Raw genomic sequence first — 25,288 nt, forward strand, 5'->3', positions numbered from 1 at the left:
ATGGCCGTTGCGACCGGAAATTCCTTCGCCAGCCGCTTTGGCGTCCACATCGCCGTGCTTGTCTTCGTCGCGATCTGGACCATCCCGACGCTCGGCATCCTGGTCTCGTCGCTGCGTGACAAGAACCAGATCATCGCCTCGGGCTGGTGGAACTCCTTCGCCAGTTCCACCCAGACCGAAGCCGGCCGACTGCCGGCCGCCTCGACGCAAGTCGAAAAGGACGGCAAGTTCGTCCTTCAGGGCAACATCTTCGGTGACGGTGCTGCCCGCAACATCAGCGCCTTCGGCGTCAAATCGGCGGCACCGACGCAATATCCCGCCGGCACGACAGCCGATCTCGGCGACGGCGTGACATTGCTTCTCAATGCCGACGGCAGCTTCGTCATGGTCTCGCCCAAGGCGTTCGAAGGCGATCGCGGCCAGCGCGTCTACTATGCCTCGTCGGCACCGCCGAAATTCACCACCGACAACTACAAGACGGTGTTGTTTTCCGAGGGCATCGGACGGTCGTTCATGAACTCGCTGACCGTCACCATCCCGGCGACGATCATCCCGATCCTGATCGCCGCCTTTGCCGCCTATGCACTGGCCTGGATGCGGTTTCCCGGCCGGGCGCTGCTGATCGCGGTCATCATCGGCCTGCTGGTGGTGCCGCTGCAGATGTCACTGATCCCGCTGTTGAAGCTCTACAACGGCGTCGGCTCTTTCTTCGGCATGCCGTCGAAGACCTATCTCGGCATCTGGCTGGCGCATACCGGCTTCGGCCTGCCCTTCGCCATCTATCTGCTGCGCAGCTATATCGCCGGCCTGCCGCGCGAAATCATGGAATCGGCGCGCATCGACGGCGCCAGCGATTTCGAGATATTCGTCAAGATCGTCTTGCCGCTGTCGTTCCCGGTGCTGGCTTCGTTTGCCATCTTCCAGTTCCTGTGGGTATGGAACGATCTGCTGGTGGCGATGGTTTTCCTCGGTACAGAGGCAGACCAGATCGTGCTGACCGCCAAGCTCAACGCGCTTTTGGGCTCACGCGGCGGCGACTGGGAGATCCTGACGACATCGGCATTCGTGACCATCATCGTGCCGCTGATCGTCTTCTTCTCGCTGCAGCGCTATTTTGTCCGCGGGCTGCTTGCCGGCTCGGTGAAAGGAGGCTGAGACGATGCAATCCGCTTTGAAGGCCAGCTCGAAGCCTGATCTCGCCATCGATAGCGACTGGTGGCGAGGTGCGGTGATCTACCAGATCTATCCGCGCAGCTACCAGGATTCGAACGGCGACGGCATCGGTGACCTCAAGGGCATCATCGGCCGGCTGCCCTACATCGCGGCACTCGGTGCGGACGCCATCTGGATTTCGCCGTTCTTCAAGTCGCCGATGAAGGATTTCGGCTACGACGTGTCGGATTACTGCGACGTCGATCCGATGTTCGGCACGCTGGCCGATTTCGACGCGCTGACCGCCGAGGCACACAGGCTGGGCTTGAAGGTGATGATCGACGAGGTGCTGTCGCACACCGCCGACAACCACCCATGGTTCAAGGAAAGCCGGTCAAGCCGCACCAACCCGAAGGCCGACTGGTACGTCTGGGCGGACGCCAGGCCGGACGGCACGCCGCCCAACAACTGGCTGTCGATCTTCGGCGGATCGGCCTGGCAATGGGACACCAGCCGCCAGCAATACTACCTGCACAACTTCCTGGCCGAGCAGCCCGACCTCAACTTCCACAACCACGAGGTCCAGGACGCATTGCTCGACGTCACCCGCTTCTGGCTGGAGCGCGGCGTCGATGGTTTCCGGCTCGACACCATCAATTTCTACTTCCACAGCCAGGGCCTGGAAAACAATCCGCCGCTGCCGCCGGAAGAGCGCAACGACCAGACGGCGCCCGCGGTCAACCCCTACAACTACCAGGACCATCTCTACGACAAGAGCCGCCCCGAGAACCTCGGCTTCCTCGAACGGTTCCGCGCCCTGCTCGACGAATATCCGGCAACCGCCGCGGTCGGCGAGGTCGGCGATTCGCAGCGCGGGCTGGAGGTGGTGGCTGCCTACACCGCCGGCGGCAAGCGCGTGCACATGTGCTATTCCTTCGATTTCCTGGCGCCGGAAAAGATCAGCGCGGCCAAGGTCCGCTCGGTGCTGGAATCCTTCGGCAAGGTCGCCAGCGACGGCTGGTCGTGCTGGGCTTTTTCCAACCACGACGTGATGCGCCCCGCCTCGCGCTGGGCGGCCAATGAGGCCGATCCGACCGCCTATCTCAAGCTCATCTCGGCACTGCTGATGTCCTTGCGCGGTTCGGTCTGCATCTATCAGGGCGAAGAGCTTGGGCTCGGCGAGGCGGACCTTCGCTTCGAGGATTTGCAGGACCCCTATGGCATCCGCTTCTGGCCGGAATTCAAGGGCCGCGACGGCTGCCGCACGCCGATGGTGTGGGACGGCGGCGCCAAAAATGGCGGTTTCTCCCAGGCAAAGCCCTGGCTGCCGGTGCCGGCCAAGCATCTGGCGCAAGCGGTCAATGTCCAGCAGGGCGACGAGACTTCGCTGCTCGAGCATTACCGGCGCTTTCTCAGCTTCCGGCGCGCCCATCCGGTGCTGGCCAAGGGCGACATAACCTTCATCGAAAGTGAGGGGGACACCGTCGCCTTCACGCGCCGCGCCGGCAACGAGCAGATCGTCTGCATCTTCAATCTGGGCGCCAGGCCGGCCGAGGTTGACCTTGGCAACCGATCGCTGCAACCTTTGCCGGGACACGGATTCTCGGGGCAGACGAGCAGCGGCGCCATAAAGCTCGGCGGCTACGGCGCCTGGTTCGGGCGTATCGACTGAATTTCAAATCACTTGAATTCAAAATTACTGGGAGGAAACCAATGGCCGATGTCACGCTAAGACAAGTGAAGAAGTCCTACGGCAATCTGAACATTCTCCACGGCATCGACCTCGACATAAAGTCGGGCGAGTTCATCGTCTTTGTCGGCCCGTCTGGCTGCGGCAAGTCGACATTGCTGAGGTCGATCGCCGGGCTCGAGGAAATCACCTCCGGCGAGCTCAAGATCGCGGGCGAGGTGGTCAACGACGTGCCGCCGTCGAAGCGGGGCATCGCCATGGTGTTCCAGTCCTACGCGCTCTACCCGCACATGACCGTCTACGACAACATGGCGTTCTCGATGAAGATCGGCAAAGAGAACAAGGCCGAGATCGACCGCCGTGTGAAGCAGGCGGCTGAAATCCTGCAGCTGACCAAATATCTCGACCGCCTGCCCAAGGCGATGTCGGGCGGCCAGCGCCAGCGCGTCGCCATCGGCCGCGCCATCGTGCGCAATCCGAAAGTGTTCCTGTTCGACGAGCCGCTGTCGAACCTTGACGCCGCACTTCGCGTCGCCACCCGCATCGAGATCGCCAAGCTCAAGGAATCGATGCCCAACACGACCATGATCTATGTCACCCACGACCAGGTCGAGGCGATGACGCTGGCCGATCGCATCGTGGTGCTCAAGGACGGCCATATCGAACAGGTCGGCACGCCGATGGACCTCTACAAGAAACCCGGCAATCTGTTCGTTGCCCAGTTCATCGGCTCGCCGGCCATGAACATCCTGCCGGCGACCATCGACAAGACCGGCAACCCGACCGTCGTCAGCCATGTCGGCGGACGCAAGGCAACCGTGCCGATCGCGACGCCAGCTTCGGCAAAGGGGGCTGCGGTGAGCTTTGGCGTGCGGCCGGAAGATCTGATCATCGCCAATGGCGCCGACTATCTGTTCGAAGGGACGGTCGACTATGTCGAGCAGCTCGGCGAGGTCCAGCTGGTCTATGTCGACATCGGCCGCGCCGACCTGCCGCTGGTGACCAAGCTGCCCGGCAATGTCGAGGTCAAGCGCGGTTCGATATTGCGGCTGAGCGCCAATGGCGAGGACCTGCATATCTTCGATGCGGACGGACATTCCTTTGCGCTGCAAAAGCCGGAAGCAAAGGCGGCCTGAGGCAGGACCACGTCTCGGACGTAAAAAAGCGGCGGGCAAGGCCCGCCGCTCTTTTTTGATATCAGCTTCGGCTGTTAGCGGCCGAAGAGGTTCCGGTCGCTGCCCTGAGGGGCGGACTTCTGTACGTCGCCCGACGAATTGAGCAGCTTGTACACTGGCGAGGCCGTGTTGCGGATCGAAGCCGTATGCGAGGTGTCGACGTTGACGGTCGCCTGCTTGTTGATGTCTGCGCCGCCAACGTTGTCGTTGCGGGCATAGGCGCTGCCGGCGGCAATCAGAAGAGCGGCGGCAGTAAGAACAATCTTTTTCAATTTCGATACTCCGGTATTTTCGAACTTGAGGCGGCGGGCTGACCCACCGCCTCACGGTTGTTGGATGTTAGTTAGGTCGGATGTTAGTTGTTGCCGAACAGATTGCGGTCGCTGCCATGGGTGACAGGCGTCTGCGCAGCCGGCTCGGACTTCTTGACGGAAGCCGTGTACGAGCTGTCGACGGCGGTGGTGGCAGGCTGGTTGGCGCCATTGGAGCCGAAGTTGTCGCTGCCCGCGAAAGCGCTGCCCGAGATGGCCAGAACGGCGGCGGCAGCAATAAGGATCTTGTTCATTTTAGTCTCCTGGATTTTCTGGATTTCGCCAGGACGGCGGGCAGACCCGCCGTCAACCGCGAATCCGCTGTTAGTTGTTGCCGAAGAGGTTGCGATCGCTGCCCTGAACGACGGGCTGCTTTTCAGCCGGAGCCGACTTCTGCTGGACCGAAGCCGTATGCGAGCTGTCAACCGAGGTGACGGCAGGCTGGTTGGCGCCATTGGAGCCGAAGTTGTCGCTGCCGGCGAAAGCGCTACCCGAGATGGCCAGAACGGCGGCGGTAGCAAGAATGATCTTCTTCATTTCAAGTCTCCTGAATTTTTGGATTTCGCCAGGGCGGCGGGCGAACCCGCCGTCAACTGGTGATTCGGCTGTTAGTGGTTGCCGAAGAGGTTGCGGTCGCTACCCTGGGCAGGCGTCTGAGCAGCCGGTTCCGACTTCTTGATCGAAGCGGTGTATGAGCTGTCGACAGCAGTGGCTGCCGGGGCGTTCGAACCATAGTGGTCGCTACCATTAGCGAAGGCGCTGCCGGAAATGGCCAGAAGGGCGGCGGCAGTGAGAATGATCTTTTTCATTTTATGTACTCCAGTATTTTTCCGTCCGTCTAGCGGCGTGTCTTGGGAGGAAATCGCGTCGTTCGGACAGCTCCGATGTGGTAGGGCCGGTCCGCCTTTTCCAATCACGAAGTTGTTCCATGTGGACCATGAATCCACCACTTGAAATTACGCCAAGGGCGTCTACGGCACATATTTTCTTTGTTATTTCAAATATTTAGGCAAAAACCGCGCATGGATCACCAACTGTTTCGGAGGCCCACCGTTCACACCGTCCTGCACGCACCGTCAACAGAAACGAACCGTTCGGTTCGATTTTAGAATGAGCTAATAGTCACTTTTCGAAACCGTTAACCTTTTTTGACCCCGGTCAGGGGTCGGTTTCGAGGGGAATGGCTGCCGCTGAGATGGGATTTCAGCTGCGCAATCGCCAACGGGAACGTTTCGCATCCCGTGTCGCGCCGCATGGATACGATGTCGCTTTCATGCCGATGTCGAAATCGCTGTCGTGGTTAGATCATGCCATCTCAGGTGCCGCTTCGTGACGACGAGGCGGAGAATTGGGAAGCCGGTCAGAATCCGGCGCTGCCCCCGCAACGGTGGTGGAGTTCAAGTCGCAACGGGAGACCACTGGGCAACTGCCTGGGAAGGTGTCGCGATGGTCCGCAAGGACAACTCCAGAGCCCGGAAACCAGCCCGAGATGTTTGAACTCGACTGATCGCGGTGGGCGGTCAAGAGGTGGATAGTGCATGTCCGGCTTATCGCCGGCCTGCGTCCAATCCTTCCTCCGTCACCACCAGTTCAGTCCTTGAAGCGAGGACAGGACATGGATATTCGCAACGACATGCTGAGGCTCTTGAATGGCCGCCGGCAAGGCTTTTCGCTAGAGCAGCCCTTCTACACCGATCCAGACTATTTCAAGCTCGACATGGAGCTGATCTGGTATCGCGACTGGCTGTTCATCGGCCACGATTGTGAACTGCCGAAGCCGGGCAGCTACATCACAGTGCAGATCGGCGACTATCCGGTCGTTCTTGTCCGCGACCAGCAAGGCAAGATCAACGCCTTCCACAATTCCTGCCGGCATCGCGGCAGCCGCGTCTGCAACACGGAGAAGGGTACGGCGGCAAAGCTGGTCTGCCCCTATCACCAGTGGACCTATGAGCTCGACGGCCGCCTGCTGTTTGCCCGCCAGATGGCCGACGGTTTCGACAAGAGTGAGTTCAGCCTGAAGCCGGTCGCCTGCGAGAGCGTCGGCGGCTACATCTTCATCTGCCTGGCCAAGCAGCCGGCGGATTTCGCACCGATGCGGGCGATGATCGAACCCTATCTTTTGCCGCACCGTTTGCGTGAAGCAAAGATCGCCTTCGAGAGCACGATCATCGAGAAGGGCAACTGGAAGCTGGTCTGGGAAAACAACCGCGAGTGCTACCACTGCGCCGCCAATCATCCCGAGCTGTGCAAGACCTTCCCCGAAGCACCGACCGTGACCGGCGTCAACGGCGCCGACAGCGACCCCGAGATGGTCGCGCACTGGGCCAAATGCGAGGCATCGGGCCTGCCGAGCAAATTCCGCATCGATCCGGCCGGGCAATACCGCGCCACCCGCGCGCCGCTGCTGCGCGATGCCGTCAGCTACACCATGACCGGCAAGCTGGCGGTCAAGAAGAACCTCTCCGACACCGTTTCCGCCGACCGGATCGGCACCTTGATGCACTATCACTATCCGACGACCTGGAATCACATCCTCATCGATCACGCCGTGACGTTCCGTGTGCTGCCGATCAGCGCCACGGAAACGGCGGTGACGACCAAGTGGCTGGTGCACAAGGATGCGGTCGAGGGGGTCGATTACACCATCGAAGACCTCACCCATGTCTGGACCGAGACCAACGACCAGGACCGCCGCATCGTCGAGGAAAACGCCTTCGGCATCCTGTCGCCGGCCTATGAGCCCGGTCCCTATTCGGAGCTGCATGAGGGTGGCGTGATCCAGTTCGTCGAGTGGTACGCGTCGTTCATCGGCCCGCGCCTTGCCGAGGGCGGCCGGCCCGCGCTGCGCAGCGTCGCCTAGCACGAGACAAAAGGGACAAGAGGATGAATGCGATGACGGATCTTGGCCTCTATCGCCATCTCGACCAGATGACGCCCTGGAACGACAGGCTGCAGGTGCTGGAAGTGATCGGTGTCAGCGACGAAGCACCCGACGTGAAGACCTTCACCTTCCGCTCCGACAACCAGACCTGGTTCCGCTACAAGCCCGGCCAGTTCGTGACGCTGGAACTGCCGACATCGGACGGGCCGCTGATGCGCACCTATACGCTGTCGTCCTCGCCATCGCGGCCGTTCTCGATCGCGGTGACGGTGAAGGCGCAGCCGGGCAGCGCCGGCACGCGCTGGATGTTCGACCACCTGACGCCGGGCTCGCACGTCAAGGCCTATGGACCGACCGGCGATTTTTCGCTGCACAGCCACCCGGCGGCCAAGTACCTGTTCATTTCGGCCGGCTCCGGCGTGACGCCGATGATGTCGATGCTGCGCTGGCTGAATGACTGCGCGCCGTGGACCGATGTCGGCTTCGTCAACTGCGCGCGCCGCCCGGAAGAAATCATTTTCCGCAAGGAACTCGAACTGCTCGGCAGCCGTATGCCCGGCCTGTCGCTCGGCTTCATGATCGAGGAGCGGTCGAGCCGTGAGGGCTGGTTCGGCCATATGGGCCGCATCGATGCGATCCGGCTGCCGCTGCTGGCACCCGATTTCCGCGAGCGCGAGATCTTCTGCTGCGGCCCCGATCCCTTCATGCGCGCCGTGCGCGGCATGCTGGACTCCGCCGGCTTCGACATGACGAAATACCATCAGGAGAGCTTTGCGGCGCCTGTCGTGGAAGAAATCCCGGCGCCGTTCACCTCGCCGGCTGAAAACGGTGCCGCCATTGCCGTCGAAGCCGCGACGCCGATCCGTTTCGCGCTTTCGGATGTCGACGCCGAATGCGTCGCCGGCCAGACCGTGCTGCAGACGGCGCGGGCCTCGGGCGTGCGGATTCCCGCCGCCTGCGAGTTCGGCCTGTGCGGCACCTGCAAGGTGAGGAAGGTCGCGGGCGATGTCGAGATGAGCCACAATGGCGGTATCCTCGATCATGAAATCGACGACGGTTTTATCCTCGCCTGTTGCTCAAAACCGCTTTCGGCGGTCGAAATCGAGGCGTGACACGCTCGGAACCGGATCAGTCCCCAAAATGGTCCGTGCCGCGCCGGTACACGCCGGCTTGCCAAGGAGGAATCGAGCGTTTAGGCGTAGTAAGCGAGAGCAACCGCGCCGACCGACGATTGCTCGCGCAAGCTGCGGGGGCCAGGGGCAATGCGTCATACCGACGTCTACGCAATATCGAGCAAGGATATCGTCTTTGAATCCTTCGACGGCGAAGCCGTCGTTCTTGACCTGACCACGGGCAAATATTTCGGCTTCTCGGATTCAGGCAGCAGACTTTGGGATGCACTGTCGTCCGGCGTGCCTGCCTCCGAACTGGTCGGTGCCGCGACCGGAATTGGCGCCCTCGGTGCCGCCGAGATTGACGGCTTTGTTTCACAATTGCTCGAATTCGGCTTGCTGGCGGCCGTGGCCGACGCCGTGGCAAGACCTGTTCCCAGCGAATTGCTGGCTCAGCTTGCCGCTGCCAGCGAGCCCCTCAAGGTCGACATCCATGACGACCTTGCCGACCTCATCGTCGTTGACCCCATCCACGAGGTCGAGGAGCCCCTCGGCTGGCCCGCGGTGAAGCAGGCCACCTGAGGCGCCCATCAAGCTCTCGTTGCCGGACGGCTCCGGAACAGGCAAATCATGCCGAACGTCACGCTCGAAAACCTGACTGACTACGCACGTCATGTCCTGGCGCAAGCAGAGAGCAGCACCGCGCATTATCCACTGACCCGCAAGGTGGGCTTGCCGCATCTGGAGCTGACCGCGCATGTGAGCGCGGGCGCGTTGGCGGATGCCGTCGCGCATGGCTTTGTCACTGCTCCGGGCAACCGAACGCCTGCCGTCACTTGCCGCATCTTCGTCGCACATCCCGGCATTGACGGCATCGCGGCACCGGCCAGTTGGGGACAGGGACCCTTCACGCAGCATGCCTTCGCCAGCCTGGCGGAAGCCGGATTGCGCGGCAACTATTTTCACGATCTCGACTTCTGGCAGTTCTACGATCCGCAACGTCGCGTTGGCGTGCAATTGATGGCCTCGGCCGACGCCTTTCCACCGTGGGAGCCGGGAGCGCCGCTGCGGGCTTTCCTGCATTGGGAATATGCGGCGTGCGGCATGCGCCTTGCCCATGCCGGCACGCTCGGCGCCAATGGCAAGGGCGTGCTGCTGGCCGGCGCGGGCGGCGCCGGGAAATCCGGGACCGTCGCCGCCGGCCTCCTCAACGGCCTGGACAGCGTCGGCGACGATTATGTGCTGGTCGACCTCGCCAACGGCGTGACTGCCCGCCCGCTGTTTTCAACACTCAAGCAGGATCCCCGGGGGTTTGCGCGGCTTGGGCTGGAGCGCCGCCTGCCGGCCCATGGTCCGCTCAACTGGCAAGGCAAGCATACGTTTCACATTGATGACATTGCGCCTCGGCCGGTGCCTGAAACTCTGGACATCGTTGCGCTGGTGGTGCCACATATCGGCGGTGGTGGGACAAGTTCGATCGTGCCGGTGTCGCGCAGGGATGCCATGATCGCCTTGGCGCCGTCCGGTATAGCGCAGATGCCGGGCGAGCGGGAAAGCGGCTTTCGCTTTTTCAGCGACCTGACCCGCCTGCTGCCGTGCTATCGTCTGTCGCTGGGGACACAGCCACAGGAGATCGCCGGCACGATTGCGGACTTTCTCGCGGGGGGCGCTTCGTGAAACTGAGCGTGATCATGCCGGTTTACAATCGCGAACAGCTCGTTGGCCTCGCGCTGCGCTCGCTGCTCAGGCAACGCGAAAACATCGACCTCGACATCATCGTCATCGACGATGGGTCGACCGATGGCTCGGCGGCGGTCGTGCGGTCGTTGATCGACGAGGCCCCGTGCATTCGTCTTTTCCAGCAGACCAATGGCGGGGTCACCAGAGCACGCAATGCCGGGCTGAAACAGTTGCTGCCGCAGACTCGCCTGGTGTCATTTCTCGATTCGGATGACATCTCCCCGACAGGGCGCTTCAAGGCGGATCTCGCCTGCTTCGAACAGGATCCGGGCCTCGACCTGACCTATTCGCTCATGACCCTCGTGGACAAGATAGATGGCGAGACGCTGGAACCGGCCGCCGACAGCCACTCCATCACCGTGCGAGGGATCCACCTGTCCGCCGGGATCTTTGCGCGAGACCTCATCGAGCGCACCGGCGGCTTCGACGAGGATTTCAAACAGGCCGAGGACACCGACTATCTGCTGCGTATCTTTGAGAGCCAAGCAAAATACGTTATGCCCGATACGGTGGCTCTCTATTACAGGCGTCATCCTGGCAACATGACCAAGGAAGCCGATGTGCCCTTTCGCGAGTTCATCCGCGCCATTCACAAATCGATGAAGCGTCGCAAGGCCGACCCCAGCTTGCGCCGGGTGGAAGGAATCTTCGACTTCAAGGACCTCGCGCAGTGGCGATTCCTGTGATGACAGGCTACGGCGTCGTCATTCCGGCTTTCAACGCGGCCGCCACCATAGGCGCGGCCCTGAACTCCGTTCTGGCCCAGACGGTGAAAGCCGAGGCCATCGTCGTGGTCGATGACGGTTCGACCGACGATACGGCTGCCGTGATCGAGGCGATGAACCTGCCGGTGACGGTGCTGCGGCAAGAAAATGCGGGGCCCGGAAGCGCCACGACCAAGGGTTTTGCCGCACTCTCGACTCCGTTCGTCGCGACGCTCGATGCCGACGATTTGTGGCTGGCGGACAAGATCGAAAAGCAGCTGGGCTATCTCGACCGTCATCCCGAAACCGCGGGCGTTTTTACGCATTGGCGGACGTTTCGCGGTGACAGGCCCGATTTGCCCGAGGCGACCAGCGGGGCGGGATGGTCGCGCACGACGATGATGATCCGCCAGGAGGTGGCGCTGACCATCGGTCCCATCATCGACCCACCAGGCGGCCGCGGCGAGATGATCGACTGGATCGCCCGGGTTCGTGAGGCAGGCTTTGTCCTTGCCATGCTCGACGACGTGCTTGCATTGCGCCGCATCAGGCCGGGCAGCCTTTCCTATGGCCGCGATCCGGAACGCGACCGCGGCTATCTCCAGGTGGCAAGGCTCGCCATGCAGCGGCGAGCCCAGAACAAGGCGGGCTCCAGTTGAAAGCCACGCCCGCTCGCCGCGTCGGCCGCCGCTTCCCGGACTATGGTTGGTCCTGGCCGACCGGTCAGCTCGACCAGTTGCTCAAGGCGGCGCTGCTCTCCGATGAAGACGCTGCCGCCGGCTGCGCCGCGCGCTGGCTGGACGAGAACGACATCGATCTCGTCTCGTTTCGAGAACATCGTCTGCTTGCCGCCATCTCCGACAGGTTCGGCAGGAAGCTTGCAGGCCATTCCGCCCATCCGCGCCTTGTTGGCCTGCAGAAGATGCTGTGGACCAAGTCGCGCATGGCGATGCGCGAGGCCGAGCCGGCGCTGAAGGCAATGGCCGACGGCGGCGCCGACATCATGCTGATAAAGGGCGCCAGCCGAATTGCCTTGAATGCGTCGGCGCAGCGCGGCCGGGTCGCGCACGACATCGATATACTGGTGCGCCCGCGCGACATGGCTGCCGTCTTCGACATCCTGCGCGATCGCGACTGGCAGATCGCCTCGGGCGTCAGCGCGCAATATCTGCGAACCCGGTTGGCGTCGCTGCGGTCGATGAACTTCTTCAAGGGCCGTTTCGGCGACATCGACCTGCACCAGCTCGGCTATGACGGGTCGCAGACGAGCGCGGAAGACGATCTGGCGATCTGGCAACGGGCGATCCCGGCTGAATTCAGCGGCGTCGCGGTCTTCGTGCCGTCGCCGGCCGATCGCATGGCTCTGGCCATCGCCCATGGCGGGCTCGACGCCCACACCCATAGCGACTGGCTCGTCGATTGCGCTGTCGCCATCCATGGCGGAGACGTCGACTGGGACGTGTTCCTCGACATCGTCGGCAGACGCGGCCTGGCCGTTCCTGCGGCGGTGGCATTGTCCTACCTGGTGTTTGAGATCGGCATTGCCGTGCCGGAGCCGACATTGGCCAGAACCTTCGAGATGGCCGACCGGGCTGGCCTGTCGCGCTGGTCGTCGGTTCTGCAGGCCAAGCCGCGCACGGATTTCGGCGGCCTTGTCTGGCTGTCGCGTGGGCTTGCCAAGCAATTGCGCCTGAAGCGGAAGCAGGGCCGGTTGCAGCAGGAGCCGCCCGCCAAACCTTGGCGTGGCAGACCGGCCGCGCGCAAGCCGCAGGCCGCACCGGCGCCCTTGGTGTTTTCGCAGGCCATCGCCTGTCCGCAAACGACCGGCGACATGATGCTTGATATCACCGTGAGGATCAGTGTTCCGCCGGTCCGACGCCGCATCGAAATGGAGATCAATGCCGGTGACGAGCATATCGCTCGGTTGCGCGCCATGGCCATCAGCCGATCCGGTAGAGAACGCGTGCTGCATTTTCGCGGCAAGGTGGCGCTCGACGGCGCGCGAGCTGCATTGACGCTCGAAGCGCGGCCATCGCGGCAGTTTCGCGAATGGAACGACGAGGCCACGGTGGCCGCTTATGGCGCCTTGCCTTTCCAGCTGCTGTCGGCGGATTTCTCGCCAGTTGGCTGAAGCGCGAAGGCCATCCGGCAGCCATCAGGGATCCGGAGCGATCAGCCTCAAGGATGGGAAATAGGTCCGGTAGCGGCCGACATCACGGGTCAGGAGCGGAAGCCTGGCGACGGCGGCATGGGCGCCAATGAAGAAGTCGGGCAAGACGCCGGTCCTCGATCCTCCCGATCGGCGGTATTGCGTGAATACCTTTCCAGCTAGGAAAAGGGCGGCTCTTGGCATCGGAGCCATTTCGAGACCGGCCGCATCCAGAAATGCCTCAAGATCCTCGATGCTGACGTAGCGAACGGCAAGTTCTGCATAGACCGCATCATTGATCAACAATGGCCCATCGAGGCTCGCGGCCTCGAGCTGCGCGATCGACCAGTCCGCCCAATTGGGATCATCCGTGACAAGGTCGAGCAGAACGTTGGTGTCGACGAAGGTCACGCTTTGCCACGCGTGAGCGCCATGATCGCGTCGGTCGTGAGCCCCTCGCCGGCATGGCCGCGCAACTTGGCGAAGCGGCTCGCCGGTGGCTCTTTGTCAACACGAGCCAGCACCACGCTGCCATCGGCGGCGCGTCGGAAATCGACCCTGCTGCCCGGGACGATCCCCAGGAGATCGCGGACCGGTTTGGGAATGGTCACTTGTCCCTTTGCCGTAACGGTGGTGGCCATCTTCATTCCCTGGTAATACCATATTTCGACAAGGTATTACCTCACCGGTCAATTTTCAAGGCTTGAAGCATCGAGTCTCGACCGAACCGTCGGAGCCCGTTCAAACTCCGTAGCGTTCGGTGCGAATGTTTTCCGCTGCAACGCCGGCATCGATCAGCGCCTGGGCGGCGGCGGAAACGAAGGCATTGGAGCCGCAGACGAAGGCGAGACCGGGCGGCTCGGGCAGCCGCGCCATCGCTTGCGCCATCATCGCGACGTCCACCCGCCGCGCATAGTCGGCCGGGCGGCGTGCGGCTTCGCGCGTCAGCGTCAGCACCAGATCGAAACCGCCTTTGCGGTCGTCGAGGGCGATCAGCTCGTCACGAAAGATCACCTCGTCCCAGACCCGGGCTGAAAAGACCAGGACGACGGGCACGCTTGAATTCTGCGCGGCGCGATGACGGACCATCGACATCAAGGGAACGACGCCCGAACCGCCGCCGACCAGCACAAGCGGACCATCCTCATCTTCCGGCCAGACGAAATGCCCGCCGAGCGGTCCGCGCAGTTCGATTTCGTCGCCAATTGCCGCGACCTCGTGGAAGAAGGGCGAAACCTCGCCATCGTCGAGTTTTTCGATCGCCAGTTCGACCACGCCGCCACTCTCGGGTGCGGAGGCGATGGAATAGGAGCGGCGCGCCTGATAGCCGTCCGGCGCCGTCAGCCTGACGTCGACATGCTGCCCGGCGCGATAGGCGAAGGGTCGAGACGGCTGGAAAAAGAAGCTGGTGACACGCGGCGTGCGCATTTCGATGCGGACGATCCTGGCTGTCTGCCAAGGCGATTGCACTGCTGCCGCATCGCTCATGGATCGTCCGTGTAGCGCTGCTCGCGCCATGGATCGCCATAGATGTGGTAGCCGCGCAATTCCCAGAAACCGGGCTCGTCGCGCGTGGTGAATTGCAGGCCGTTCAGCCATTTGGCCGACTTCCAGAAATAGAGATGCGGCACCAGCAGCCTTGCCGGACCGCCATGGTCCGATGTGATCGGCTTGCCTTCGTAAAGCAGCGCCACCATGGCCTTGCCGGCGGTGAGATCCTTGACCGGCACATTGGTGGTGTAACCGTCGAACGCGTGTGCCAGCGTGAAGCCGGTCGGCGGCTCCAAACCCGCATCGGCAAGGATATCGTCGACCAGAACGCCCTGCCACGGCGTGTCGAACTTGGTCCATGCGGTCACGCAATGGATGTCGCGCGTCATCTTGGTCAGCGGCAGCGCGTTGAACTCGGCCCAGTTCCATTTCTTGATCGGGCGTGGCCCATGTTTCAGCGTGAAAGACCAATCCTCGGTGCGCACGCGCGGCGTCGGACCCGCCGACAGCACTGGAAACCCCTGTTCAAGATATTGGCCCGGCGGTATGCGCGCATCGTCATCGGTTGGCGGGCGCCGTCCTGAAGAGAAACCCCGGGTGACCATCGCGGCAATCCCCATGCATCAGGCCGACATCGGCCTGATGCAATGTTCTCGAAGATGTCGTTGCGGGCAACCGAAATCTTGACGGGCAGAGGCCGGCAGGGATCGTCACCGACGAACCCTGCCGGTCCTGCGCTCACGTCAACGCGACATCTCAGCCATTGGCGAAAGGCACCGCGACATAGATCTGGCCGCCGTCGCGCTCGACCAGCAGAAGCACCGACTTGCGGCCGGACTTGCCGGCCTGGGCGATCGCCTGCGTCACTTGCCTGGCGCTCTTCACCGGCACCTGATTGACGGCGACGATGATGTCGCCGGCCTGGATTCCGGAAGCCGCTGCCGCCTTGTCGGGATTGACGCTAGCAACCACCGCGCCGCGCTGATTGTCGGCGAGGTTCATCTGCTCGCGGATGTCGGGGGTGATGTCCATCAGGCCAAGCCCCATCGCCGGAACGCGCGAGCCTTGCCCGGCACTTGGCGCGCCGGAGCCGTCGTCCACCGACGCGGTCTTCACATCGTCGGTGTTGCGGCCGACGTCGACGGAAATCTGCACTGCCTTGCCCTTGCGCCAGAGCTCAAGTGATTCCCGGGCACCGGGCGCGACGTCGGCGACGGCCCGCGACAGGTCCCTGGGATCCTTCACGTCCTGTCCGGCAAAGCTGGTGATGACGTCGCCGGTCTCAACACCGGCGGTTGCAGCCGGCGAGCCATCATTGACCTGCGAAACCAGAGCGCCGCCCGGATGATCGAGGCCCATGGCACTCGCCACATCCGCCGTCACCGGCTGGATCTCGACGCCGAGATAACCGTACTGGATGGAACCGCCCTTCATCAGTTTGGCGACCACCTTCTGGGCCTGATCAGACGGGATGGCGAAGCCTACGCCGACGCTGCCGCCATTGGGCGAATAGATCGCCGCGTTGATGCCGACGACATTGCCGTTCACATCGACCAGCGGACCACCGGAATTGCCATGATTGATCGGCGCGTCGATCTGGATGAAGTCGTCGAACGGCCCGCTGTGCAGGTCACGGCCGCGTGCAGAAACAATGCCCGCGGTGACCGTGGTGCCGATGCCGAACGGATTGCCGATCGCCAATACCTGGTCGCCGGTCATCAACTTGTCGGAGTCACCCCATTTGACCGTCGGCAAGGGTTTGCCGGCTTTGATCTTGAGCACGGCGAGATCGTTCTTGGCATCGCTGCCGACGAGCGTTGCGGGAAGTTCGGTGCCGTCGTCGAGCGTCACCTTGATCGAAGAGGCGCCATCGATGACGTGATTGTTGGTGACGATGGTGCCATCGGAGGCGACGATGAAGCCGGAGCCGAGTGCCTCGGCGCGCTGCGCCGGCTGCTGCGGCGGCGTGCGCGGAGCGGGCATGCCCTGGTCGCCGAAGAACTGGCGGAAATAGTCGTCGAATGGCGAGTTGCCGAGAGGCACGCCGTCGTCCGTGCTTTCCGGCTGTGCCTTCATGACGGTGGTAACCGTCACCACCGCCGGTTTGTCGGCGGCCACGATGGGTGCGAACGAGCCGTTGGGCGCGGTGATGCCGGCGACAGGTGTCTGGGTCGTCGGAACAGTGTTGCCCTCGCCTTGGGCGAAAGACATGACGAAGGGGGAGATGATCAGCGCAGCGCCCAGCAAGGCCGCGACGCGATGTCTGCGAAGAATATCTGACATGGTCGTTTGTCCGGGCGAGAATTGATCCTGCGCCATGGCCTGTTCCCATGCAGGGACAGGGTTCCGGCGTGTCGAGGGTCGCGATTGCCCGTCTCGCCTGGCATGGCAGCCGACCGGATCGACGGCTCTGCATCTAGGGCGTGGATTGGCCCGATTTAGGGTTTTCGGCCGACCTTACGAAGATTTAATATCCGGACGACGGCACGGAGACCATGTTGCGAGGCAGGGCTCCCTACCTCGCGGGGCATCAGATCCCCGCGGTTTGCCCGATATAGGTGGTGGCAATCTCGCGCATGCGCTTGCGGTCGAAGCTCGGTCCGTGTCCGCCATGGCCGATGCGGATCGGCAGGTCGAGCAGGCGCTGCATCGTACTGATATAGGCGGCCCGGTCGGAGTCCGGCAGGCTGTCGATCAGCGTGTCGTCGTAGATGGCGTCGCCGCTGAAGAACAGGCCGTCGGCCTCGTCGAACAGCGCGATCGAATCCGGCGAATGGCCCGGCAGATGCAGCACGCGGAATTGCCGGTCGCCGAGATCGACCACATCGCCCTCGTCCAGGGTACGCGTCAATGGAGCGGGCGGGATCTTGTAGTCGGCCGCCTTCCAGCCCGGCGCCGGCAGTTTCGAAACGGCGCCTTCGAGATCGTGGAACATGTAGGCGTAGGTCGCCGCCTCATCCATGCTCTCGAATTGTTCCGCGCTCATCCTTGGCCCGGCCCGCAACGGAAATTCGTGCAGCGAGCCGACATGGTCGAGATGGATGTGGGTGGCGACGACCAGCAGCGGCTTGCCGTCGGGCGTCTCGATCTGCGGCGCCAGCGGACAGATGCCCATGCCGGTGTCGACCAGCAGGTCGGCATCGCGGCCGCGCAGATGCCAGATGTTGGCACGTACATAGGCATGCACGAACGGCTCGGTCAGCATTGTCGTCTTGTCGTCGACGATGCGCCTGCTGAACCAGTCCGGCATCAAGTGTGAGCCCGGCATCAAACGAACGGCTTCCCGACCTTGTATTTTTCTGGCACCAGCCGCTTGAGGTAGGCCATGCCGGCATCGGACAGCTGATTGACATCGGGCTTCATGAAATCGTCCGGCATGTGGCGGGTCTTGCCGGCGACGTTCTTCAACGGCACCTTCTTCAGCACCGTTTTGGTGCCGTCATATTGCAGCGCCACCGAGCCGCCGCCCTGTTCGGCGACAGTGACGGCAAAGGCGCCGGCATCGAAAGCCTCCTGCGCGTCGACCGCGCTGATGGCGCCGATATAGCCGCGCGGCATGTAGCCTAGCGCATCGACGCGGGCTCGCTTGCCCGGCAGCCCTTCGGCCAGCGCGCGCTCGAGTGCGGCCGGCAGGTCGCTGCCCGACAATTTGACGTTGCCATGCGCGTCGCGCTCGAGCTTGTCCGGCGGCACCAGGCTTTCGACCAGCGCCTTGCCGTCGGCGGTGCTGACGCCTTCCGAAACGGCGACGATGCAGCGCTTGTGGCGATCGAGCGTGGCGCGCACGTCGTCGATGAAACCGGCGGCCGAGAATGGGCGCTCGGGCACGTAGACGAGGTGCGGGCCGCTGTCGGGGTCGAGCTGCCATGCAGCGGCCGCGGCAGTGAGGAAGCCGGCATGCCGGCCCATGACGATGCCTACATAGATGCCGGGCAGCGCGCGGAAATCGAGGTCGACGGAGAGGAAGGCGCCAGCGACGAACTCGGCCGCCGAAATGAAGCCCGGCGTGTGGTCGTTTTCCTCGAGATCATTGTCGATGGTTTTTGGCGCGTGGACGAAGGCGATTTTGCCGCCGGCGGCGTCGGTCAGGATCTGCTGCGTGCCCGATGTGTCGTTGCCGCCGATGTAGATGAAAGCGTCGGCGCCGGCTTTCTTCAGGCCGTTGAGGATGACATCGCAATAGGCGGCATCCGGCTTGTCGCGCGTCGAGCCAAGGGCAGCACTTGGCGTTCCGGCAATCAGCCGCAAACGCTCCTCTGATATGGCGGAGAGGTCGACATAATTGCCGTCACGAATGCCGCGCACGCCGTGGATGGAGCCCAGGACCTTGGCGCCGGGATGCCGCTTGCGGATCTCCAGCGTCGCCCCGACCACCGTCTGGTTGATGACGGCGGTTGGGCCGCCGCCCTGCGCGATGACAAACGTTCCAGCCATGCTTGATTTCTCCCGGCGCGATGGTTTTCAAAGCACCTTGGCCTGTCTTGCCGGATCGCGCAACGGGAGTTTCGAGCGGCGCCAACACGCCGCATGAGGGTCAGACGACGACGACCGGATTCTTCTTGGAAACGCGGCTGTAGAGATCGATGATATCCTGGTTGATCAGGCGCACGCAGCCCGACGACATCGCCTGGCCAATGCTCCACCATTCGGGTGAGCCGTGGATGCGATAGCCGGTGTCCTTGCCGTCCTGGTAGATGTAGAGGGCGCGCGCGCCGAGCGGGTTGGTGAGGCCGCCGGGCTGGCCGGCCTGCCATTTCACCAGTTCCGGCTTGCGCGCGATCATCTCGGGCGGCGGCGTCCAGGTCGGCCATTCCCTGCCATACTGGATGTTGGCGCGGCCGGACCAGCGGAAGCCGTCCTTGCCGATACCGACGCCGTAGCGGATAGCGTCGCCACCCGGCTGGACGAGATAGAGCATGCGCTCCTGCAGATGAACGACGATGGTGCCGGGCGCCTCGCCTGTCGTGTCGACGACGATCTGGCGGCGGAATTCCGGCTTGACCTTGAGATAGGGCACTTCCGGCATGTTGAAGCCGCCATCCGTCATCGCGGCATACATGACGCCGGGGCTGGTGATGTTCTTGTCGACGCTGATGCTTGGCCGGATCGGCCGCACGGAGCCGGTGGTGACGTCGTCCAGCTCGAGCGCCGGCAGGCCACCGCCCGAGGTCGAGCAACCGGCGGCGCTGAGCAACGCGAGCGCCCCTGCCCCGGACAGGATGGCGCGGCGGGAAAGATGATGATCGGTTTCGAATGCGTCGCCGTTTCGCGGCGGCGTCAGACCTTGCGGCAACTCACGCATATACCCAAACCCTACGCTGTCGGCGGGAAGCACGGTCCGGCCGGATAGCAGGCATTTTCATCATTCATGGTTGATAAAGCGTGAAGACCTTGCAGGACCTGCGTTTGCGCATTGCCCGGCGGGCGCCCGACCTTCCTGCTGATCCTTGACTGGGAGCTGCCGCACAAAAAGACCTCGGTCGGGTCATAATCCCGGCACTGGTGTTTCCTACTTCTCAAGCGATCAGCGAGGGGCCTCCATGTGCAAGACCTTAAAAACCGACATCAAGCTTTTTGCCGCTGCCATTGTCGCGGCAGCAACCGTTCTCGGTGCCAATGTCAGCCTGGCCGATATCGTGAGCACGCTGAGCGGCGCGAACTGACGCCGGTCTGCCGCTGGCGCAATTAGGGAAATCGCCTCTTTACATTCTCCCGGGCCTAAGGATTTATCCTCTTCTTTGAGCTCAAAGGAGACAAACATGTCCTTCGAAAACTGGGCCGCCTTCGCCGCCGCATCGACGATCCTTCTCATCATTCCGGGTCCGACCATCCTGCTGGTCGTGTCCTACGCGCTGGGCCAGGGCTGGCGCACCGCCCTGCCGATGGCCGTCGGCGTGGCGCTCGGCGACTTCACCGCGATGACCTTGTCGATGCTGGGCATCGGCGCGTTGCTGGCGGCTTCGGCTGGTGTCTTCACCATCCTGAAGCTGATCGGCGCCGGCTACCTGATCTATCTCGGCGTGAAGCTGTTTCGCGCCGGCGGCGCGCTGAAAGCCGAACCGCGCACCGACGCGGTGTCGTCGGCCAAGATGATGGCGCATGCCTGGCTGGTCACCGCGCTCAACCCGAAAAGCATCACCTTCTTCGTCGCCTTCCTGCCGCAGTTCCTCGACCGGCACGCCGATTTCTGGACGCAGATGCTGATCTTCGAGACGACCTTCCTGGCGCTCGCCTTCGCCAATGCCTTCGGCTATGCGCTGATCGCGGCAAGGGCACGCAACGTCGTGCGCAACCCCAAGGCAATCCGCATCTTCAACCGCACCGGCGGCACGCTGCTGGTCGGCGCCGGCATCGCCACGGTGGCGATGCGTTCCAGCAATTAGGCTGTCTGTCTGGCCATGATCCCGAAACCGGTTTCCGGGATCATGATCTGCCTCACCATTTGACGCTGAAGCCGAGATTGCCTTCGAGTATCCGGCGTTTGTCGCCGCCGAGATTGGTGGTGTAGTCGCCAGTGGCGAAGATGCTGACCTTGTCCGTCACCTTGGCGATCACGCCGCCGCCGAATTCGAACGAGGTCGACCGGCCCTCGGTCGAGATATCGGTGGTGTCGAAATTGACATGGCTGGTGCCGCCGAAGTCGTGCCAGATGTTGACTTTGAGGTAGGGTTGCAACGGCATGCCGTTGATAGCAGTCTCGCCCTGCAGCCGTACGCCCAGCCGGCCGGTGACGCTGTCGTTGGAATCGAAGGAAACCGACGAGAAGCGGTCCGAAGCATCGTCGAGCGCCAGATGCTGCCAGACCAGTTGCGCCTGCGGTTCAAGCGTCCAGCCTTGCCCCAGCGCCAAGGGATAACCGCCTTCCAGCGAAGCGGTGACGCCGGTTCCGCCGATGTCGATGCCGACGTCGCGCGACGATGTTGCGTTGCCGCCGAAGAAGGTGGCCATGAGGACGCTGTCCAGATACCAGCCGCTTTGGCCGATGCGGGTCCAGTAGCCGCCGACGCTGGTGCCGGTGAGATCCATGCTGCCGACGGACAGATTGTTCCAGCCCAGCGCCTGGCCGCGCACATCGCCATTCATGCTGGCGTAGGCGATGAACAGGCCGGCGCGGTCGGTCTGGCCTGACGACGTTTCGCGGCCGAACAGATCGAAGCCCGCCTGCAGGCCGAACAGTGTGCCGTCGAAGGACGGCGACACCGTTCCCGAATACGCCATCTTGCTGTCCTGGCCGAAAATGCGGCCCCAGACCGGCGACAGCTCCGTGTTCGACAACAGGCTCTGCTCGCCGCGCCGTTCGTGGAAGGTGCCGAGCGTCGTCATCGCCAGATGTTCGGCGACCGGCGGCAGCGCCGAATAGACCGGAACTTCGATGCGATAGAGCGTGATCTCTGCTGCCTCCACCGCCGTCGCTCCGGGCGTCGGCGGCGTCGGTTGGACCGGTGGCGGGCCAGGCAGTGTCGGCACCGGAAGCGCTGGCGCCTCAGTCGGCACCACCGGCGGTGGCGGCGGTGGATCCGCGGGCGGCGCCGGTGGCGGCGGCGGTGGCGGCTCAGGCTCCGGATCTGCTGCCTGCACCGGCGGCGTCGGATCTACCGGCGGATTGTTGATGTCGCCCTCGGTCGGCGGCGGCGTTGGCGGCAGCTCGGAGGGCGGCGGGGGCAGCGGTTCGGCCGCCGGCGGCTCGGGTTCCGGCGGCGGCGTGGGTTCGACCACCGGCGGGGCTGGGGCCGGCGGGGCCGGCGTGTTCAGCGTCGAACGCAGATACCAGTTCTCCTCGCTGCCGGCGCTGACGCCGCCCTTGAACAGATAATATTCGAAGGCGCCGGCGGCGACCGGAGCGTCGAGCGCGAATGTGGTGGCGCCCGAGGTGGCGCCGTTGACCGCCTGGACGACCATGATGCCGTCCTGCGTGGTCGAGGCGCCGGCGCCGCCGAGATTGACCACGGAAATGCCGGTCGAACCGGAAGCCGTTCCGCCCGACAGGACCAGCCGGTCGGATGCGGAACTGTCGTCGCCGAGCTCGGTCTGGATGAGCAGCAGGCCACCCAGGCCGGTATAATTGCCTGATATCGTCAGCCGATCGGTCGCGCCGGTGCTGCCGTTGGTCAGGTCGATGCGTCCAGCATTGGTGACCTGCGCCAACTGGCCGGCCGTGAAGGCCTGGATCGCCGCGTTGAAACCGCCGCCATAGAGCGTGCTCGAGGCGTCGACGCTGAGCGAACCCGTGCCGGTGCCGCTGTCGCCCAGCACAAGATTGCCGTCGAGCGTCAGCTCGGTGTCGTTGGTGGCGCCGATGCTTTCCCAGTTCTGGAGCCGGCTGATCCCATCGAGCTTGACGTTGTCGAGGGTCAGCGCGTCGGTGCCGAGGCCGCCAGTGATTGCATCCGTGCCACCGAGATTGGCGTTGGTGAGATTGCTGAGCTTGGCGGTGTCGTTATCGCCGCCGAGATCGACGGCGCCATAGATGATGCCGCCGCCGTTCCACACGAAATTGTCGGCGCCAAAGCTCATCAGGATATCGCCACCGACCGTGCCGCCGGTGACCGTGACGCTGTCATTGCCGCCGCTGACGCTGATGTTGCCGCCGATCGTGCCACCCGAGAGGATGATCGTGTCCTTGTCGAAGCCGGTGACGAGGTTGCGGTCGATGGTGCCGCCGGACATGTTGAAATAGTTCTGGTCGAGCTTCATGTTGACGCGGCCGATGCGGCCGCCGGTCATCACCGCGTGGTCGCCATCGTCGAAGAAATCGACGATACGGCCGCCGGTCATCGTGAAGGTGTCGAGGCCGTCGCCCTGGTTGAGCGAGCCGATCTGGCCGCCGCTCATATTAAAGTCGTCGACGCCGGCGCCCTGCTGGACATTGCCGGCGACCGTGCCCGTGCCAATGGTGAAGAAATCGGTGCCGCCGCCCTGATCGACGGTGCCGGTGATGGTGCCGGACTGCATGTCGATGCGGTCCGTGCCGACGCCAAAGGTGACGTTGCCTGATATCTGCCCGGTGCCGCCGGCGGGAAAATTCAGTGTGTTGTCGCCGGCAGCATCGGTGAGGCTGCCGCCCGATGAGCCACTATCACAGGTGTAGACGGTGTTCCCGGCGGATGGGCCCAGCACGCAGGCGGCAAACGCGGCGGAATTGGGCAGCAACGCAAAGGCCGTAGTTGAGAGGACGCTAATAAGCCATGGATGTAGCTGGCGCGGCCTTCGCCGCAGCAAAGCAACCGTGCCTTCTGCATCCTCCGAACGACTGTTCGGAAGCCTGTTTTTCAGATGCCGCATCGCGTCCCTCTCGATTCGCGATTTCAAGCTCCCCGCCCGGCGCCGCAATGAAGACACAATTGGTTCGATTTTACAAAGCCTAATCTGCTCCGAATGGTTGCTAAACTGCAAAGACTACTGAAATGGTCTGGCGCAGCGCGTGGTTGGCGTGTCCGTGGCCCATGCTTTAGGATCGCCTTGGGCCGAAGGATCGAGGGCCTGTCACGCGTCAATGAAAGGACATCGCATGGCAATCAGGGATGCATTCGGCCTGACGCTTTCTGGTGCGACGGAGGCGGGATTCACGCCCTACAGCCAGGCGGTGCGTGAACTGCAGTGCTTCATCGGCGATCCCGTAGCCTCCATCGACCGCGCCATCGCGGAAGATCCCGGCTTCGTCATGGCGCATGTCTTCAAGGGCTATCTCTTCGGCCTCGCCACCGAGCTGGAGGCGACGGCGGTGGCCAAGGCTTGCCATGAGGCGTCACTGCCGCTTGCCGCGACCACGCGCGAGCAGGCGCATGTCGCAGCCCTTGGTCATCTCGCCAACGGGCGGTGGCATGAGGCCAGCCGCATTCTTGAAGATGTCACCATCGAGACCCCGCGCGACGGGCTGGCACTGCAGGTCGGCCACCAGATCGATTTCTTCACCGGCAATACCCGCATGCTGCGCGACCGCATCGCACGCGCCCTGCCGTCCTGGCAAAGCAGCATGCCCGGCTACCACGCCATGCTCAGCATGCAGGCGTTCGGGCTGGAGGAAATGGGCGACTATGTCAGGGCCGAACAGCTTGGGCGCTCGGCAGTCGACATGGAGCCGCGCGATGGCTGGGCGCAGCACGCCGTCGCCCATGTCATGGAAATGCAGAGCCGGCAAAGGGATGGCATCGCCTGGATGCGCGCCAACCCGGAAGCGTGGACAAGGGAGAGCTTCCTGCAGGTGCACAATTGGTGGCACCTGGCGCTGTTTCACTATGATCTCGGCGAAATCGATCAAGTGCTGGGGCTCTATGACGGCCCCATCTACAGCGTGCAATCGACGATGGCGCTCAACATGGTCGATGCCTCGGCGATCCTGTGGCGGCTCCACCTCGGTGGCTTCGATGTCGGCGACCGCTGGGCAGCGCTCGCCGACAACTGGCGCAAGGCCGGCGCCGGCCTCTATGCCTTCAACGATGCCCACGCGATGATGGCCTTTGTCGGCGCCGGGCTCGATGCGCCAGCCCTCGTCTTGCTTGAGGCGCAGCGCGAAGCCATGCGCGGCAATGACGACAATGCGGCTTTCACAAGGGATGTCGGCCATCCAGTGACGCTCGCCATCAAGGCGTTCGGCGAAGGCAGCTATGCCGAGACCGTGCGCCTGATCCGGCCGATACGGGCGATCGCCCACCGTTTCGGCGGCAGCCATGCCCAGCGCGACGTCATCGACCTGACACTGATCGAGGCGGCCTTGCGCGCCGGCGACGGCGCGCTGGCCAGGGCGCTCACGGCAGAACGTTCGATGGCGCGGCCCGACAGTCCGCTGTCAGCGCTGTTTGTGCGACGCGCCGCCGATTTGTCAGAGAATTGACCCGAAGCGGATCTTGTTTTAAAAACTGGCCAAGCCAGATTTTTTCGAG

The 25,288-nt window shown here is 63.3% G+C and carries 25 protein-coding genes and 1 riboswitch; of the genes, 12 read left to right on the forward strand and 13 right to left on the reverse strand.

What is annotated here, in order from left to right; all coding sequences use genetic code 11:
- The 3 genes from HB777_27325 to ugpC are packed head-to-tail and all read left to right on the forward strand — an operon-like array spanning position 1 to position 3,978.
- A complete protein-coding gene (locus HB777_27325) occupies positions 1-1,155 on the forward strand; it encodes a carbohydrate ABC transporter permease (protein ID QND67271.1) in 1,155 nt (384 codons plus the stop codon).
- A 4-nt stretch (positions 1,156-1,159) separates the two neighbouring features.
- On the forward strand, positions 1,160-2,824 hold the full coding sequence (locus tag HB777_27330) for an alpha-glucosidase (protein QND67272.1): 1,665 nt from the start codon (positions 1,160-1,162) through the stop codon (positions 2,822-2,824).
- 41 nt (positions 2,825-2,865) lie between these two features.
- Positions 2,866-3,978, forward strand: a complete 1,113-nt coding sequence (ugpC, locus tag HB777_27335) for a sn-glycerol-3-phosphate ABC transporter ATP-binding protein UgpC (protein ID QND67273.1) — start codon at positions 2,866-2,868, stop codon at positions 3,976-3,978.
- A gap of 74 nt (positions 3,979-4,052) precedes the next feature.
- Here ugpC and HB777_27340 read toward each other — a convergent pair whose 3' ends face one another.
- The 4 genes from HB777_27340 to HB777_27355 form a co-directional block, all read right to left on the reverse strand.
- A complete protein-coding gene (locus tag HB777_27340) occupies positions 4,053-4,289 on the reverse strand; it encodes a DUF680 domain-containing protein (GenBank protein QND67274.1) in 237 nt (78 codons plus the stop codon).
- 83 nt (positions 4,290-4,372) lie between these two features.
- Positions 4,373-4,582 (reverse strand): DUF680 domain-containing protein, encoded by a 210-nt coding sequence (locus HB777_27345; protein QND67275.1) that lies wholly within the window; start codon positions 4,580-4,582, stop codon positions 4,373-4,375.
- Between the two features lie 70 nt (positions 4,583-4,652).
- Complete coding sequence (locus HB777_27350) at positions 4,653-4,865, reverse strand: DUF680 domain-containing protein (GenBank protein ID QND67276.1); 213 nt, start codon at positions 4,863-4,865, stop codon at positions 4,653-4,655.
- Between the two features lie 71 nt (positions 4,866-4,936).
- Positions 4,937-5,137, reverse strand: a complete 201-nt coding sequence (locus HB777_27355; protein QND67277.1) for a DUF680 domain-containing protein — start codon at positions 5,135-5,137, stop codon at positions 4,937-4,939.
- Between the two features lie 491 nt (positions 5,138-5,628).
- Positions 5,629-5,831: riboswitch (cobalamin riboswitch) on the forward strand.
- A gap of 112 nt (positions 5,832-5,943) precedes the next feature.
- On the opposite strand from HB777_27355, the gene HB777_27360 reads away from it, so the two are divergent.
- The 7 genes from HB777_27360 to HB777_27390 all read left to right on the forward strand — a co-directional run bounded on the left by HB777_27360 (position 5,944) and on the right by HB777_27390 (position 12,899).
- Positions 5,944-7,191, forward strand: a complete 1,248-nt coding sequence (locus HB777_27360) for an aromatic ring-hydroxylating dioxygenase subunit alpha (GenBank protein ID QND67278.1) — start codon at positions 5,944-5,946, stop codon at positions 7,189-7,191.
- Positions 7,192-7,214: 23 nt separating this feature from the next.
- Positions 7,215-8,324 (forward strand): hybrid-cluster NAD(P)-dependent oxidoreductase, encoded by a 1,110-nt coding sequence (locus HB777_27365; GenBank protein QND67279.1) that lies wholly within the window; start codon positions 7,215-7,217, stop codon positions 8,322-8,324.
- 150 nt (positions 8,325-8,474) lie between these two features.
- Positions 8,475-8,906, forward strand: a complete 432-nt coding sequence (locus tag HB777_27370) for a PqqD family protein (protein QND67280.1) — start codon at positions 8,475-8,477, stop codon at positions 8,904-8,906.
- Between the two features lie 48 nt (positions 8,907-8,954).
- Entirely contained in the window at positions 8,955-10,001 is a 1,047-nt protein-coding gene (locus HB777_27375; GenBank protein ID QND67281.1) for a serine kinase, read from the forward strand.
- Complete coding sequence (locus HB777_27380; GenBank protein ID QND67282.1) at positions 9,998-10,750, forward strand: glycosyltransferase family 2 protein; 753 nt, start codon at positions 9,998-10,000, stop codon at positions 10,748-10,750. The genes HB777_27375 and HB777_27380 overlap by 4 nt, the downstream gene beginning before the upstream one ends.
- Complete coding sequence (locus tag HB777_27385) at positions 10,750-11,427, forward strand: glycosyltransferase family 2 protein (protein QND67283.1); 678 nt, start codon at positions 10,750-10,752, stop codon at positions 11,425-11,427. Before HB777_27380 ends, HB777_27385 begins: the two co-directional genes overlap by 1 nt.
- Positions 11,424-12,899 (forward strand): nucleotidyltransferase family protein, encoded by a 1,476-nt coding sequence (locus HB777_27390; protein QND67284.1) that lies wholly within the window; start codon positions 11,424-11,426, stop codon positions 12,897-12,899. The genes HB777_27385 and HB777_27390 overlap by 4 nt, the downstream gene beginning before the upstream one ends.
- A gap of 24 nt (positions 12,900-12,923) precedes the next feature.
- On the opposite strand, the gene HB777_27395 is transcribed toward HB777_27390, so the two are convergent.
- From HB777_27395 to HB777_27430, 8 genes are all read right to left on the reverse strand, one after another.
- Complete coding sequence (locus tag HB777_27395) at positions 12,924-13,328, reverse strand: type II toxin-antitoxin system VapC family toxin (GenBank protein ID QND67285.1); 405 nt, start codon at positions 13,326-13,328, stop codon at positions 12,924-12,926.
- The gene (locus tag HB777_27400; protein QND67286.1) at positions 13,325-13,558 is read right to left on the reverse strand and encodes an AbrB/MazE/SpoVT family DNA-binding domain-containing protein; all 234 of its coding nucleotides are present in this window, start codon (positions 13,556-13,558) and stop codon (positions 13,325-13,327) included. Before HB777_27400 ends, HB777_27395 begins: the two co-directional genes overlap by 4 nt.
- A 100-nt stretch (positions 13,559-13,658) precedes the next feature.
- On the reverse strand, positions 13,659-14,405 hold the full coding sequence (locus HB777_27405; GenBank protein QND67287.1) for an oxidoreductase: 747 nt from the start codon (positions 14,403-14,405) through the stop codon (positions 13,659-13,661).
- Positions 14,402-15,013 carry a molybdopterin-dependent oxidoreductase gene (locus HB777_27410; protein QND67288.1) on the reverse strand — a complete coding sequence of 204 codons (612 nt, stop codon included), beginning with the start codon at positions 15,011-15,013 and terminating at the stop codon, positions 14,402-14,404. The genes HB777_27405 and HB777_27410 overlap by 4 nt, the downstream gene beginning before the upstream one ends.
- A gap of 151 nt (positions 15,014-15,164) precedes the next feature.
- Entirely contained in the window at positions 15,165-16,691 is a 1,527-nt protein-coding gene (locus tag HB777_27415; protein ID QND67289.1) for a DegQ family serine endoprotease, read from the reverse strand.
- 247 nt (positions 16,692-16,938) lie between these two features.
- Complete coding sequence (locus tag HB777_27420; GenBank protein QND68925.1) at positions 16,939-17,658, reverse strand: MBL fold metallo-hydrolase; 720 nt, start codon at positions 17,656-17,658, stop codon at positions 16,939-16,941.
- Between the two features lie 17 nt (positions 17,659-17,675).
- Positions 17,676-18,842 (reverse strand): diphosphate--fructose-6-phosphate 1-phosphotransferase, encoded by a 1,167-nt coding sequence (locus tag HB777_27425; GenBank protein QND67290.1) that lies wholly within the window; start codon positions 18,840-18,842, stop codon positions 17,676-17,678.
- A gap of 100 nt (positions 18,843-18,942) precedes the next feature.
- Positions 18,943-19,710 carry a L,D-transpeptidase gene (locus HB777_27430; GenBank protein ID QND67291.1) on the reverse strand — a complete coding sequence of 256 codons (768 nt, stop codon included), beginning with the start codon at positions 19,708-19,710 and terminating at the stop codon, positions 18,943-18,945.
- A 457-nt stretch (positions 19,711-20,167) separates the two neighbouring features.
- On the opposite strand from HB777_27430, the gene HB777_27435 reads away from it, so the two are divergent.
- Positions 20,168-20,791, forward strand: coding sequence for a LysE family translocator (locus tag HB777_27435; GenBank protein QND67292.1), 624 nt, complete (start codon positions 20,168-20,170; stop codon positions 20,789-20,791).
- A gap of 52 nt (positions 20,792-20,843) precedes the next feature.
- Here HB777_27435 and HB777_27440 read toward each other — a convergent pair whose 3' ends face one another.
- Complete coding sequence (locus HB777_27440) at positions 20,844-23,627, reverse strand: autotransporter outer membrane beta-barrel domain-containing protein (GenBank protein ID QND68926.1); 2,784 nt, start codon at positions 23,625-23,627, stop codon at positions 20,844-20,846.
- A gap of 289 nt (positions 23,628-23,916) precedes the next feature.
- Between HB777_27440 and HB777_27445 the strand changes: the two genes are divergently transcribed.
- A complete protein-coding gene (locus HB777_27445) occupies positions 23,917-25,239 on the forward strand; it encodes a tetratricopeptide repeat protein (protein QND67293.1) in 1,323 nt (440 codons plus the stop codon).
- Positions 25,240-25,288: the final 49 nt, after the last annotated feature.

The sequence above is a fragment of the Mesorhizobium loti genome (genome assembly GCA_014189435.1).
GTDB classification, from domain to species: Bacteria; Pseudomonadota; Alphaproteobacteria; order Rhizobiales; family Rhizobiaceae; genus Mesorhizobium; species Mesorhizobium loti_G.

What these genes read in the sequence shown, in the direction of transcription:
- HB777_27330 (QND67272.1), top strand. Translation starts at nt 1,160, where the DNA reads ATGCAATCCGCTTTGAAGGCCAGCTCGAAGCCTGATCTCGCCATCGAT.
- HB777_27355 (QND67277.1), bottom strand. Translation starts at nt 5,137, where the DNA reads ATGAAAAAGATCATTCTCACTGCCGCCGCCCTTCTGGCCATTTCCGGC.
- HB777_27325 (QND67271.1), top strand. Translation starts at nt 1, where the DNA reads ATGGCCGTTGCGACCGGAAATTCCTTCGCCAGCCGCTTTGGCGTCCAC.
- HB777_27360 (QND67278.1), top strand. Translation starts at nt 5,944, where the DNA reads ATGGATATTCGCAACGACATGCTGAGGCTCTTGAATGGCCGCCGGCAA.
- HB777_27430 (QND67291.1), bottom strand. Translation starts at nt 19,710, where the DNA reads ATGCGTGAGTTGCCGCAAGGTCTGACGCCGCCGCGAAACGGCGACGCA.
- HB777_27445 (QND67293.1), top strand. Translation starts at nt 23,917, where the DNA reads ATGGCAATCAGGGATGCATTCGGCCTGACGCTTTCTGGTGCGACGGAG.
- HB777_27385 (QND67283.1), top strand. Translation starts at nt 10,750, where the DNA reads ATGACAGGCTACGGCGTCGTCATTCCGGCTTTCAACGCGGCCGCCACC.
- HB777_27400 (QND67286.1), bottom strand. Translation starts at nt 13,558, where the DNA reads ATGGCCACCACCGTTACGGCAAAGGGACAAGTGACCATTCCCAAACCG.
- HB777_27405 (QND67287.1), bottom strand. Translation starts at nt 14,405, where the DNA reads ATGAGCGATGCGGCAGCAGTGCAATCGCCTTGGCAGACAGCCAGGATC.
- HB777_27415 (QND67289.1), bottom strand. Translation starts at nt 16,691, where the DNA reads ATGTCAGATATTCTTCGCAGACATCGCGTCGCGGCCTTGCTGGGCGCT.
- HB777_27370 (QND67280.1), top strand. Translation starts at nt 8,475, where the DNA reads ATGCGTCATACCGACGTCTACGCAATATCGAGCAAGGATATCGTCTTT.
- ugpC (QND67273.1), top strand. Translation starts at nt 2,866, where the DNA reads ATGGCCGATGTCACGCTAAGACAAGTGAAGAAGTCCTACGGCAATCTG.
- HB777_27365 (QND67279.1), top strand. Translation starts at nt 7,215, where the DNA reads ATGAATGCGATGACGGATCTTGGCCTCTATCGCCATCTCGACCAGATG.
- HB777_27420 (QND68925.1), bottom strand. Translation starts at nt 17,658, where the DNA reads ATGCCGGACTGGTTCAGCAGGCGCATCGTCGACGACAAGACGACAATG.
- HB777_27350 (QND67276.1), bottom strand. Translation starts at nt 4,865, where the DNA reads ATGAAGAAGATCATTCTTGCTACCGCCGCCGTTCTGGCCATCTCGGGT.
- HB777_27425 (QND67290.1), bottom strand. Translation starts at nt 18,842, where the DNA reads ATGGCTGGAACGTTTGTCATCGCGCAGGGCGGCGGCCCAACCGCCGTC.
- HB777_27435 (QND67292.1), top strand. Translation starts at nt 20,168, where the DNA reads ATGTCCTTCGAAAACTGGGCCGCCTTCGCCGCCGCATCGACGATCCTT.
- HB777_27410 (QND67288.1), bottom strand. Translation starts at nt 15,013, where the DNA reads ATGGTCACCCGGGGTTTCTCTTCAGGACGGCGCCCGCCAACCGATGAC.
- HB777_27375 (QND67281.1), top strand. Translation starts at nt 8,955, where the DNA reads ATGCCGAACGTCACGCTCGAAAACCTGACTGACTACGCACGTCATGTC.
- HB777_27345 (QND67275.1), bottom strand. Translation starts at nt 4,582, where the DNA reads ATGAACAAGATCCTTATTGCTGCCGCCGCCGTTCTGGCCATCTCGGGC.